The sequence below is a fragment of the Heyndrickxia oleronia genome, from assembly GCF_017809215.1.
GTDB lineage: Bacteria > Bacillota > Bacilli > Bacillales > Bacillaceae_C > Heyndrickxia > Heyndrickxia oleronia.
Genome location: NZ_CP065424.1, coordinates 2,992,476 through 3,005,018 on the forward strand (window position 1 = coordinate 2,992,476; position 12,543 = coordinate 3,005,018).

The 12,543-nt window shown below is 32.8% G+C and carries 13 protein-coding genes; 8 read left to right on the plus strand and 5 right to left on the minus strand.

Annotation, left to right across the window (positions count from 1 at the left end; translation table 11 throughout):
• Positions 1-7: 7 nt before the first annotated feature.
• The gene (argC, locus tag I5818_RS14985) at positions 8-1,060 is read right to left on the minus strand and encodes an N-acetyl-gamma-glutamyl-phosphate reductase (RefSeq protein ID WP_213083997.1); all 1,053 of its coding nucleotides are present in this window, start codon (positions 1,058-1,060) and stop codon (positions 8-10) included.
• Positions 1,061-1,257: 197 nt separating this feature from the next.
• On the opposite strand from argC, the gene I5818_RS14990 reads away from it, so the two are divergent.
• A complete protein-coding gene (locus I5818_RS14990) occupies positions 1,258-1,437 on the plus strand; it encodes a hypothetical protein (RefSeq protein WP_058003849.1) in 180 nt (59 codons plus the stop codon).
• A gap of 24 nt (positions 1,438-1,461) precedes the next feature.
• On the opposite strand, the gene I5818_RS14995 is transcribed toward I5818_RS14990, so the two are convergent.
• Positions 1,462-1,641, minus strand: a complete 180-nt coding sequence (locus I5818_RS14995) for an H-type small acid-soluble spore protein (protein WP_058003848.1) — start codon at positions 1,639-1,641, stop codon at positions 1,462-1,464.
• 634 nt (positions 1,642-2,275) lie between these two features.
• Between I5818_RS14995 and kynB the strand changes: the two genes are divergently transcribed.
• The 7 genes from kynB to I5818_RS15030 all read left to right on the plus strand — a co-directional run bounded on the left by kynB (position 2,276) and on the right by I5818_RS15030 (position 8,411).
• Positions 2,276-2,896 carry an arylformamidase gene (kynB, locus tag I5818_RS15000; protein ID WP_058003847.1) on the plus strand — a complete coding sequence of 207 codons (621 nt, stop codon included), beginning with the start codon at positions 2,276-2,278 and terminating at the stop codon, positions 2,894-2,896.
• A gap of 12 nt (positions 2,897-2,908) precedes the next feature.
• Positions 2,909-3,730 (plus strand): tryptophan 2,3-dioxygenase, encoded by an 822-nt coding sequence (gene kynA, locus I5818_RS15005; RefSeq protein ID WP_058003846.1) that lies wholly within the window; start codon positions 2,909-2,911, stop codon positions 3,728-3,730.
• A gap of 80 nt (positions 3,731-3,810) precedes the next feature.
• Positions 3,811-4,530 carry a class I SAM-dependent methyltransferase gene (locus I5818_RS15010; RefSeq protein ID WP_058003845.1) on the plus strand — a complete coding sequence of 240 codons (720 nt, stop codon included), beginning with the start codon at positions 3,811-3,813 and terminating at the stop codon, positions 4,528-4,530.
• A 124-nt stretch (positions 4,531-4,654) separates the two neighbouring features.
• Positions 4,655-5,608 (plus strand): ABC transporter permease subunit, encoded by a 954-nt coding sequence (locus I5818_RS15015; protein ID WP_209391777.1) that lies wholly within the window; start codon positions 4,655-4,657, stop codon positions 5,606-5,608.
• Positions 5,605-6,516: an ABC transporter permease subunit gene (locus tag I5818_RS15020; RefSeq protein ID WP_078110951.1), complete on the plus strand. Its 912-nt coding sequence runs from the start codon at positions 5,605-5,607 to the stop codon at positions 6,514-6,516. Before I5818_RS15015 ends, I5818_RS15020 begins: the two co-directional genes overlap by 4 nt.
• Before the next feature lie 36 nt (positions 6,517-6,552).
• Entirely contained in the window at positions 6,553-7,506 is a 954-nt protein-coding gene (locus I5818_RS15025) for an ABC transporter permease subunit (protein ID WP_078110950.1), read from the plus strand.
• On the plus strand, positions 7,503-8,411 hold the full coding sequence (locus I5818_RS15030; RefSeq protein WP_078110949.1) for an ABC transporter permease subunit: 909 nt from the start codon (positions 7,503-7,505) through the stop codon (positions 8,409-8,411). Before I5818_RS15025 ends, I5818_RS15030 begins: the two co-directional genes overlap by 4 nt.
• A 309-nt stretch (positions 8,412-8,720) precedes the next feature.
• Here I5818_RS15030 and I5818_RS15035 read toward each other — a convergent pair whose 3' ends face one another.
• The 3 genes from I5818_RS15035 to I5818_RS15045 all read right to left on the minus strand — a co-directional run bounded on the left by I5818_RS15035 (position 8,721) and on the right by I5818_RS15045 (position 12,542).
• On the minus strand, positions 8,721-8,906 hold the full coding sequence (locus tag I5818_RS15035; RefSeq protein WP_078110948.1) for a hypothetical protein: 186 nt from the start codon (positions 8,904-8,906) through the stop codon (positions 8,721-8,723).
• A gap of 86 nt (positions 8,907-8,992) precedes the next feature.
• Positions 8,993-9,298 carry a hypothetical protein gene (locus tag I5818_RS15040; protein ID WP_071975651.1) on the minus strand — a complete coding sequence of 102 codons (306 nt, stop codon included), beginning with the start codon at positions 9,296-9,298 and terminating at the stop codon, positions 8,993-8,995.
• A 109-nt stretch (positions 9,299-9,407) separates the two neighbouring features.
• On the minus strand, positions 9,408-12,542 hold the full coding sequence (locus tag I5818_RS15045; RefSeq protein ID WP_078110947.1) for an AAA family ATPase: 3,135 nt from the start codon (positions 12,540-12,542) through the stop codon (positions 9,408-9,410).
• Position 12,543: the final 1 nt, after the last annotated feature.

Genomic DNA, 12,543 nt, shown 5'->3' on the forward strand with positions numbered 1-12,543 from the left:
CTCCACCTTAAGGAAATAATGGAACTATCTCTAGCCCTGTTCTTTCATCCCAACCATTTATAAGATTCATATTTTGTATCGCTTGCCCAGCCGCACCCTTTACAAGATTATCAATTACTGAAACTATGATTAATCGATTTGTACGTTTATCCACTTTTAGTCCAATATCACAAAAATTTGATCCAGATACATTTTTCGTTGCTGGTGACTCACCTGGTGAATAAATTCGAATAAAATGCTCATCTTCATAGGCCAACCTGTATATATTAGTCATTTCTTCTGTAGTTATTTCTTTTGTTAAATTTGCATACATTGTGCACATAATTCCCCTTGTCATTGGAATTAAATGAGTAGTAAATGAAATATTAACACCTTCCCCATATACTTCTTCTAATACTTGTTCAATCTCTGGAATATGTTGATGTTCACCAAGTTTGTATGCCTTCATATTTTCATTGATTTCAGCAAATAGATTTCCTAAGGATGGACTTCTTCCAGCACCCGATACTCCAGATTTTGCATCAATAATAATGGAATCTGGATCGATCAATTTTTCCTTTAAGGCTGGGATTAATCCAAGTAGGGTTGCGGTAGGATAACAGCCTGGGTTTGCAATGAGTTTAACTTCTGGAAGTTGTAGTTGTTTACGATTTACTTCACATAAGCCATAAACCGCTTTTTGCAAGTAATAAGAAGGTGCAGGTGATTTTTTATACCATTTTTCATATAATTGACCATCTTTTAAGCGGTAGTCACCTGATAAATCAATACAGATCTTCCCTTTTTCTAAAAAGTAAGGAATCATTTCTTTTGTTACTCCCGAAGGTGTTGAAAAAAACAATAAATCGATTTCCTCATTTATTTCTATTTGATATAGATCCTCTAACTTCATGTTGTTAATTTTAGTAAAATGAGGATACTGCTTTGTTAAAGATGTTCCTTTTGTAGAATGTGAAACAACATTTTCAATTTCAATATAAGGATGGTGATGTAATAGACGAAGTAGTTCTGCACCTCCATACCCATTTGCTCCGACAATACCAACTTTCAAAACGATCATCTCCATATCAACGTTTTGAATTATTATAACAATACATGAATAAGTATACAATACTATTTTTGAATAATGATAAAAAGTACCTAAAATTCAGTGTTTAATCACTTTGATATTCGATTAAATTGAATAAAAATACAAATACTCTTATTTTCTTGTAAACGAAGGATAAGTGATTCATAATAATTTCTAGAGGTGATGAAATGATTAACGTTGGTGATATTGCCTATCAAATTATCATGTTTCTAATGCTTATATTCTTTATCACTTTTATTGTTTTCTTCTTTCTTACTGCAGTAAAAAGAAATAAAAGATTAAAAAATATAGAGGAGACACTAAATCATTTAACTGAAGGTAAAGAAAAAAATAAAACGAACCCTTAATTAAAATTGGGTTCGTTTTATTCATTACACTTCTTCTAGATCTTCAATAGCAACTTCAGATCGTTCTTCAAGTGGACCTCTTAAGTGCACAGTTGCGATTTTTCCATCCTCATGCAGCTGATCAATCCATACTGATGTTCCATGGTATTGTACTTCAATATCTGCTGAAGAAGAGAGAATTTGTTTTACTCGTTTCACATCCATAGTTATTCCTCCATCATTTATTCGTTCTATTTTATGAGAATCTCAGGAAATTATACAAATGTGTAAATATTATTTCTCATCAATTTATCATTTATCTTTCATCTAATTTTATTTTTAGTATATTATGATGCTTGTACTAGAATTGTTCTTCTAGTTTTCACCCTTTTAATATATATCTTTCCCTTTATTCCAGCAGATAACTGCTGGAATTTTTTTTACCTATACAAATAATCCCTCTCTTTCTATATTCAAACTTCTTACATGCTCATTAATCACCGTTAAACTTCTATTAATAAAATTGGATTGAAAACGAACCCTTTAATAGTTATCCAAAATTCGTATAATTAATCTCTAGCCAATCATTTTGTGACAAATTTGTTTCTCATTATATTATCATCTTGCTTTCATTTGGATTTAGGAATTAAGAGATATGATAATAACAGTTGCAAGGACAAATGCAGCAAGAACCTTATAGACTAGACTCCCCCCCAAAACAGTCTAGTTAAACCCCCTTTATATATACCGGCCATTATTGGCCGGGTTTTTATTTTCTTGTCTATTTTCCTAGATCGAAATTTTCTGATAAAATAATCATGATCGTTTTCAATTGATTTACAGTAAGAAGGAGGAAATTATGACAATCATTGATATTTCACAACCATTAACCAATTCGATTGCTGTATGGCCAGGAGATACCCCTTTTTCTTATGAGGTAGCTGTTACTAAAGAGGAAAGTGGGTCAGTCAATATTGGAAAAGTAACGATGAGCACACATACAGGAACACATATTGACTCACCTTTTCATTTTGACAATAAAGGGAAGAAAATTAAGGATTTAGATTTATCTATTTATGTAGGTCCAGCACTTGTTATAGATGTTTCAAACTATCATTGTATTGGAGCAGAGGAATTACAGACGTATAATCTGGACAATTTCACCCGCATTTTATTGAAAACGCATACAACCAATCGTGCTGATATCTTTCCAACCAGTATTCCTTATCTACATCCTAATATTGGTCCTTTTTTACAACAAAGAGGCATTCAGTTAATTGGAGTAGATGTTCCCTCCGTTGACCCTTTAGACAGTAAAGAATTAGAAGCACACCATGCTTTATTCGAGAATGGAGTTCATATTCTTGAGAATATTGTTCTTAAAGATGTCGAACCAGGTGGTTATGAGCTAATCGCGCTACCATTATCTATCCAAGAAGCAGATGGAAGTCCAGTCCGTGCCATCCTAAGATCTTTATAAGGAGAGTTTAAAATGAAACGTGAAAATGAAGTCTATACTGATTTTGTCAATCGAATGACTTACGGAGAGTATTTACAACTCGATACACTTTTATCCAGTCAAAAAAGACTATCGGACCATCACGATGAAATGCTCTTTATTATCATTCATCATGTGAGCGAATTATGGATGAAGCTAATTTTACACGAATTACATGCGGCAATAGATTCTATTCAAGCAGGTAAGCTAGAGCCTGCATTTAAAATGCTCTCCAGAGTCTCAAAAATACAAACACAAATTATACATGCATGGGATGTTCTTTCCACCTTAACTCCTACGGAATATATGGAATTTCGAGAAAAATTAGGTCAGGCTTCAGGATTCCAATCCTATCAATATCGAATGATTGAATACGCTTTAGGCTATAAAACGAAACATATTCTAGAAATCTATAAAAAAGATGAAAGTCTATATTCTACATTGCAAACTGCACTTCATGAACCAAGTCTATATGATGTATCTATACAAGCTCTTGCTGCAGCTGGTTTAGAAATTAACCCAGAAATTCTTCATAGAGACGTATCTAAAACTTATCAGGCGGACGTCAGTGTGGAATTAGCATGGCTCGAGGTATATAAAAATGTAGATAAATATTGGGATCTATATGAATTAGCAGAAAAACTAGTAGATATAGAGGATTGGTTTCAACAGTGGCGTTTCCGACATATGAAAACTGTTGAAAGAATCATCGGTCATAAAAAAGGTACTGGTGGTTCAGCAGGAGTTACCTACTTAAAAAAGGTACTTGATCATCAATTCTTTCCTGAATTATGGGAGATAAGGACAAAATTATAAAATATTCATATATCACCTCCTTCAAGCTATCAAACATATACTGTATGAAACTGTTATAGATACTTGAAGGAGGATCACCATTGAAATTCACATATCACGATGCACTTGCTTATTATGGGATTGGCGGAGCTCATCCTGGAGGACTTTCATTAACTAAAAATATTTTTAAAAATGAACGTATCCAACCATCTAACAAAATTCTAGATGCCGGGTGTGGTACAGGACAAACAGCTTCTTTTCTAGCAGAAACGTATAAATGTCATGTTACTGCACTAGATTCCCATCCGATTATGTTAAAAAAAGCAAAACTACGATTTAAACAAAAACAATTGCCAATTACTGTCATAAAAGGCAGTGTGGAAAACCTTCCCTTTCCGGCCCATTCATATGATATGGTCATCTCTGAATCCGTCACAGCATTCACAAATATTCCGAATACACTATCCGAATATTATCGCATTCTAACAATAGGTGGTGTACTTATTACAATCGATATGACCGCAGAGATCCCTTTACAACAACGGGAACTAAACGTCATTTCTGATTTATATGGTATATCAAATGTACTAACTGAGGAGCAATGGATACATTTAATAAGAACTGCAGGATTTAAGAATATAGAAATTCTTCAAACAGACTCGATCGCCTCACATATTAAGAAAAACATTGAACGTCCAGAATATCATTTATCAGAGTCCATCGATCCACATATTCATGAGTTAATTTTGAAACATCAACAAGTAACCTTGCAACTTTCAAATAAATTGGGCTACCGTATTTTTCGTTCCACTCGGAAATAACCAATTCATAACTGACGAAGGATGTGTATTTCAGGTTCGTCAGTTATATTTTTGAAAATAAAAATTAGAAATAATGTTATAATAAGTCTGAATATGTAAAATTAACAATTTTTTGGAGGATCAGATGAAAATCATAAAAAAAATCCTATCTCAATTAATATTACTAATTATTACTCTTCTTATTTTGTTCGCCATAATCCTTTTACCAAAAGAGGCTAATATAGAAAGAACAAAGGATGGTGAATTCAAAAAGGCGGAATATATTTATTCTTTTGATAAGCATGTTGAAGATATGAAAGGATTCATCAAATATATTGCTACAACACCCAATCTTGGAATGTATAGTTATGACGTAACAAATGCAGAACTTATTATACAAAAAATAAAAAAAAGCATTTGGGTCATCATCCCTGCCCTGTTGATTGCATTTTTTGGTGGGATTGCAAAAGGGATATTTGATTATTGGACAAAGGATAAAAAAAGAAGATTAATTGGAAAAGGCTCCACATGGTTATTTCTTTCAGTTCCTGATTTATTTGTCATCATATCCATTCAATTAACTATTATGGCATTACATGAATGGGGTTTAACGCCACATATTTCAGTTTACGGTTATGACTCGATTGATATTTACATAATTTGTTCGTTTTTCCTATTAATGTATCCATTATTCTATGTAGCTAATGTCACCTATCTAAGTATTCAGGATGAAGAAGGAAATGATTATATTCGAACGGCCAAGGCAAAAGGACTGCATTCCTTTAAGATTTTATATACACATGTTTTAAAAAAATCAATCCCTAATATTCTTAGTCAAACGAATACTATCACTCTCTATGTATTATCAAACTTACTCATCATTGAAAAGCTTACAGATTTTAGAGGAGCTGCTTATTACTTTTATGAAAGTATTGGTAGAGAAAATTTTTATCTATCCGGGCAGGAAGCATTTAGTTATCCTGTAAGTTCAGTAGGATTTGTTTTCTGTTTTACAATTATTATATTCATAGCGAACACAATTAGTAATATTTGTAAAACACTAGTGACTCCGGTAAGAAAGGATGAAATTTCTTTATGATGAAAAATTGGTCTTTAATTTTCGGTTCAATCATTTTTCTCCTAATTATTTTAACTGGAATTTTAGCGCCCTATTTGCCATTTGTAGATAAAAACTTAGAAAAGAATCTTGTAACACGTGAGGAAAGTGGAAAACTAATCATTCCTGCATATGAACCATCAGATAAATATCCACTCGGTTCAGATCATAAAGGGATAGATATTTTGAGCACATTATTACTTGGCACGAAGGAGACATTAATGATCATTTTCTCTGTAACCATACTTCGTTATATCATTGCAATTCCATTAGCCATTAGTTCCTTTTACATACAATTCATTCGAACAATATTAGCTGGTTGGAATCAATTATTTTCATATTTCCCACCTATTTTATTTGTTGTAATGATTGTAGAAGTTCCTTTTATATTTTACTCGAATTTCCATGCGGTTTGGATGGTAGTGATTCTTGCACTTATTGAAGTTGGACGAGTATCCGACATTTTTCTAAAAAAAATGGAAAATACTTTACAAAAGCAATTTTTAGAGTCTGGAATTGTTGGGGGATGTTCTCGCTTTACTCTGTTTAAAAATTATTTTTGGCCAGATTTACAACCACATGTACTAACCAATTTCTTCAATGATTTAGCAAGAGTATTATTTTTGATTGCCCAGCTGGGAATTATCGGAATTTTCCTTTCTCATGACTTCTTTAGGCAATTAGGTGGTACTTATCAAGCAATGAATACATCAATAAGCTGGCCAGCATTACTCGTAAAAATTCACCGAGATATTTGGTCATTTGAATGGATCCCTTTATCTGCTATTTTCATGATTACAATCACATTATTCTCAATCCATTTAATATCTGATGGTTTAAAAAAACACTTCCAACGAAAATATAATAAATCCCAAGGGGTAGGAATATAGTCAGGAATATCGATTCACACAAAAGGGGAAATCATAATGAATATTGTAAAAAAAATTCTATCACAGTCTATATTATGGCTAATAACTTTTTCATTACTTGTTGTCTTTATGCTTTTACCTCGAGATGTAGAATATGAGAGTGGGGAAGCTGAAAATTTCATTGACGCACATTATGTATACAAAATTGATTCACATATTAAACAAATAAAGGAATTCTATCACTATATCACGCACAATCCTGGATTAGGGGAATATAGCGATAATATAACAAACCTAGAGCATATTACCGATAAAGTATTAAAAAGTATGTGGATTATCATCCCAGCTTTGTTCCTTTCTCTAATTGTAGGGATTGCAAAAGGCATTTTTGATTATTGGTCGAAGGATAAGAAAGCAAGTATTATCGGTAAAGGATCAACATGGTTATTTCTATCCATTCCAGATTTATTCATCATAATTAGTTTGCAGCTAAGTATTATAGCTCTATACGAGATGGGATGGATTCCGCACATAAAGATATACGGTTCAGATTCAATAGATAACTATATCATTTGTATTCTATTTTTAAGCATTTACCCATTTTTTTATGTAGCAAATATCACTTATACAAGTTTTAAAGAGGAAGAAAGCAATGACTATATTCGTACAGCAAAATCGAAAGGAATACATACATTCAAAATTTTATATATACATATTCTTAAGAATTGCATGCCCTCCATTTTAAGCCATACCAATACTGTCATTCTATATATTTTATCTAACTTATTTATTGTTGAAAGATTAACCGACTTTCGGGGAGCAGCATTTTACTTTTGGGAAAGTGTTCGGTATTCCCCTATGTTTGCAGTTGGACAACAATTTGCTTTTTTCCCTGTAGATACGATTGGTTTTATCTTTTACTTTACTATTATTATCTTTTTTGCAAACACAATTAGTAATATTGTTACTGGCTGGACAAGTCCTAATCGAAAGGCGGATCTTGAAAAATGAAAAATCGATCTTTAATTATCGGCAGTACTCTTTTTGCCATTATCATTTTGTTGGGATTATCTGCTCCATACTTACCATTTGTTGATAAAAATTTAACAGAACATGGACTAATAAGAAATAGTGATGGCAAACTTTTAGTTCCTCCATTTCCTCCTTCAATGGAGTTTCCACTTGGATCCAACCATAAGGGAGTGGATATTTTAAGTATTATATTAATAGGAACGAAGGAAACATTCATTGTTGTTTTTGCAACTGCCATATTAAGATATTTACTTGCCATACCTTTGGGGATTGGTGCCTTTTATTTTCGATTTGTAAAGGCACTTTTAAAGGGATTGAATCAATTATTCTCCTATTTACCCCCTATCTTTTTTGTCGGGGTAATCGTTGGTCTACCCTTTATCATATTCTCACATTATCATTCATTATGGATGATCTTTGTTATTGCCATTATTGAAGTAGGCCGTGTCTCAGATATATTCTTAAAAAATATGGAGGAAACAAATAAAAAACCGTTTGTTGAATCTGGAATAGTTACGGGCTGCACTCGTTTCACATTATTTAAAAAGTACTTTTGGCCCGAGCTTCAGCCACATGTATTTACTAATTTTTTTAATGATTTAGGAAGAATTTTATTTTTAATTGCTCAGCTAGGTATTGTCGCCATCTTTATTAGTCATGAATTTTTTAGTACTTTGAATGGTGCATATGTAATAGCTAATTCATCAAATGCATGGCCCACATTGTTAATTGACCTTCTAAATAATATATGGGGGAAAACATGGATACCTTACTCTGCCATCACAATCATTACAATCACACTTTTCTCGCTACACCTAATTTCGAACGGATTAGAAAATTATTTTCAAAGGAAGACAAATAAATCCCAAGGTGTTGGAGTATAACGAAGAAAAAGAAGGTGCTACGGTTGACCAAAGTAGTACCTTCTTCACTTTTAAAACTATATAAAATTAATTAAAATAGGCTGTTTTCGGATAGTTTGTTGCTTATGTAAAAGCCCAACCGCCGGCTTTTAACCCAATAAAGGATTCAGTAATTCTTATGGAGTTTGCAGCTCTTTTCTCAGAAAAATGAAAGGTGTATTGGTCTTCAACCGATAGTTATCAGTTATAACTTTACTTAAAAAGCAACAATGTTTGAGAAAAGAGACTTAAATTCAAAAGGAGACAATTGTCTCCCTTTTTTCATTATTGTTACTGATTTCGTACACCTTTTTTCATAAATACAATATTCATTAATAAAGATGCAAGACAGATTAAGATTAATATACAGCCGATGACGATCATGCTCATTTTAAAAGCAACTACCATAAATATGATCAATGCAAGGGTGATGAGCCAACCAAAAAATATCGTTGCATAAAAATAGGTCTTTTCCATGTCTCCTCCGCAATAACTATATCATATAAATCATTATAGCATAGTTCCCCCATAACAAATATTGAATGACATATGCCCTTCTTATTTCAAATTTTCCCCTTCATGAAGTGCTGTATTCCTTTAGGTTTTAATAAAGATAACAGATTCCAATTAATTGTCTGTATGATACTAACTGAAAGAACATAGTATATAATTCCTGGAACAATAAAATATGTTTGATTTCGATTAATGACGATCCACCATACGCACCCTAAAATATGTATAGTAAAATTTATTAAGGTACCTTCAATTAACGGTTTCCTATATATTTCAAACTGCCTTAGTCGAAAGATACTCCAGCCTAATGTAAGAAAAAATGCTAATGTAACAACACCAAAGTAAGTTAAAAACATTCAATTGCCCTCCCCCTACAATATATGTAGAGGAAGGGTAAACATGACCAGACTTTAAGAAAACCAGTCTGATAGGACTACAGTCATTTCGAATTTTTTTATTCTACTATTAGGTGAAGAATTGGAATTCTGTTTTACTTCCATTTTGACTAGAGAATACTTCAAGACGGGCATCGATTCTTTCCTTTAATTCAGGGACATGTGAAATTAAACCAACCAATCTACCGCTATTTTGAATATCCATTAATGCCTCGATTGCTTGATCAAGGGACTCTGGGTCCAGTGTACCGAATCCTTCATCAATAAACATCGTTTCAAGCGAAACACCACCCGCATATTGTTGAACGACATCTGCGAGACCTAAGGCAAGTGCTAAGGACGCTTTAAAACTTTCCCCACCAGATAATGTTTTCACATGACGTTCCTGTCCGGTATATTGATCAAAAACCAATAACTCTAAGCCACTTTGAACATTTCCTTTAGAGCGATCAGTTTTTCGCAATAAATGATATCTTCCACTTGTCATTCTTGTTAACCTAATATTAGCGACAGTAAGAATATCATCTAGAAAGGCAGCTAACACAAATCTTTCAAAGGTTATGCGATACGTATTTTGTCCTTTAGCGATATCCGAAAGATGTCCTATTAGTTTATATTTTTCCTCGGCGTCTTTAATAGATTCATTTATTGTTTCTACCTTTTCCACTATTTCTTTATTTAGCCTAATATTCATCATGACATTTGTTATCTCTGTATTCAGTTCAAGTAATTCCTTCTCAAGCGTCGTAAACGTCTCATTTAATATATTTATTTGTGGCTTTTCTGTATTTTTTAAGCGTTCACTTAATTCAAGTAAGCGATCAGACACTGAGCGATATTCCTCTCGATAGTTCTGAACCTCTTGTTCTAGCTGTTTAATTTTATCCATACTTTTTTTCGCTAATGCGAAATGCTTATAGCCATTAAAGCCTTCTTCCTGTAGCATATGAACAAATTTTTCACGTTCTTCTTTTAAAGTATTTTCCGATTTTATCACTAATTCCTTTAATTGTTCATTTTTAGCTCTACATCCTGAAATGGTTTCCTTCAATTCATTGACTTGCTGTTGTGCATTTTCATAGGCTTTCTCTAGCTCTTGTTTTTGGAGTTTTAATTGAATGACTTTTTGATCATATGCTTCTTTTGATCGTAATTCTTCAGGAATATTATTCAGTGATGCCTGGATCTGAGTTTTTTTCTCTGTGAATAATTTACTCGTCGACTTCTCTTCATTGATATAGTTATCAAGATCTTTTCTTGCATTGTGAATTTTTTCGTTTAGAAGTTTAATTTCATCATTGATTAGTTGTAAGTTAGAAATTTTTCTTTTTTTATCTATATTTACTTGCTTCATTTCATGCAATAATTTTTCCTGTTCTAATACTATCACTGTCGTATTTTCCAAAGAAAAATTAGAAAGATCCATTTTGAGCTCTCTAGTATACTCATCTATTGACTCTTTCAAATGTAATAGAACCGACTTAGTTTCTACTATATTTTTTTCATAGTTATATTTTTCTTCTTCTAGTTTTTCAATTTGAAGTTTCGCACTTTTTAAATCTTCTTCGGATGGAATTTCATCACTACCCAAAGCTATTTGAGGATGATGTGTAGACCCGCATACTGGACAAGGATTTCCAGTAATAAGGGTTTGAGCTAATGCCTGTGCTTGTCCCTTTTGCCATCTATGCTCAATTACTTGCATTGTTTTCTTGCTATCCTCTAGCCTACTTATGACATTTTTATAAAGTGGTTCCTTTTCACTTAGTACATTCGCTTCTTTTTTCCACTTTTGTTGAAGAGTTTCAAGTTTTTTAAGCTTTTGAACAGTATAAGAAAGTTGTTCGATCTCTTTTTCGCTCTCAAGCATTTCAATATTATAGTGTTCAAGCTGCTTTAAATCATTTGTTCTTTTCTCCACTTTTACTTCAATATCCGAAATTTCTTGCTTTGTCTTTTGGATCTTCGAATCTACTTCCATTAATTTATTTTGAAGCTTATGAAGTTCCTGTTGGCGATCTTCTAATGTGTATACTTCTTCCTGTAGGTTAGTGATCGTAATTAGATGATCAGCTACTTGTTGTCGTAAATTATACTTATTCTCTTCATGCTCAAGTTTTTTCTGCGCATATTCCAGGCTCGTTTGTAAATCCTCTAATTGCTGATTAGAACTTACGTAATTTTTTTGATAAGAGTCCATCTCCTTTTTTAAACGATGGCACAGCTCATCTTGTTGTTCTATCCTTGATGCTTTATACGCTTCATCTATTTCCTTTTTCTTCAATTCATAATAATCTCTTTTTGATAATAATTCTTCTTGTTGAGCTTTCAATTTATTTAAATGATCAAATTGTGCTAATAATGCTTCTGCTTCATCGACCTTTTTCTTAGCTGCATCTCGCTCTTCTTTTTGTTTTTCCAATTTACCATTAAGCTCTGTTGTAATTTGCTGCATGTGTATTAATTCTTCCTCTAGCAGCTTCATCACATGTACGTCATTTATGAGATCTTCTTCAATCGCCAATTTTAATTCACTATTATCGGAAGTAGAAATGGATTTTAAAGCATGGGAACGTTCTTCCATTTTCCCTTCAACAAATCTTTTTAATACAGTTGCTTCTTCTTTTAAATGTTCTTCAATTTTTTTAAATAATTCAGTGTGAAACAACCTTTGCAGAATCGCTTCCTTTTCTTTACTATCTGAGGTTAGCAGTTTACGAAACTCTCCCTGAGGAATCATCAATATTTGTCGAAATTGATTAGAGTCTAATTGGATAATTTCTTTAATCTTTTCATCAGCCTCTCGGACATTTGAAGCAATTAATTTTTTGTTGCCTTCCTCATCATAAATATACAGCTCCGCTTTTGCACTAACCGTTGTAAAGCCATCACCACGAGCTTTCTTTTTATCCTGCTGTGGGGAACGCCAAATATAATAAGTTTTATTCCTTAACGAGAATTGTAAAGAAACCTCTGTCAACAAATCATCCGCAGCAAATTGGCTTCTTTGATCACTCCCGTTACGATCTTCTCCGCTTGCCTTTCCATATATCGCAAAACTAATCCCGTCAAATATCGTTGTCTTTCCTGCACCCGTTTTCCCTGAAATGACAAACATCTTTCTGTTTCCAAGCTTGGTGAAATCAATGATTTCTTTTTCTGCATAGGGGCCAAATGCTTGCATCATTAATTTTAATGGCTTCATA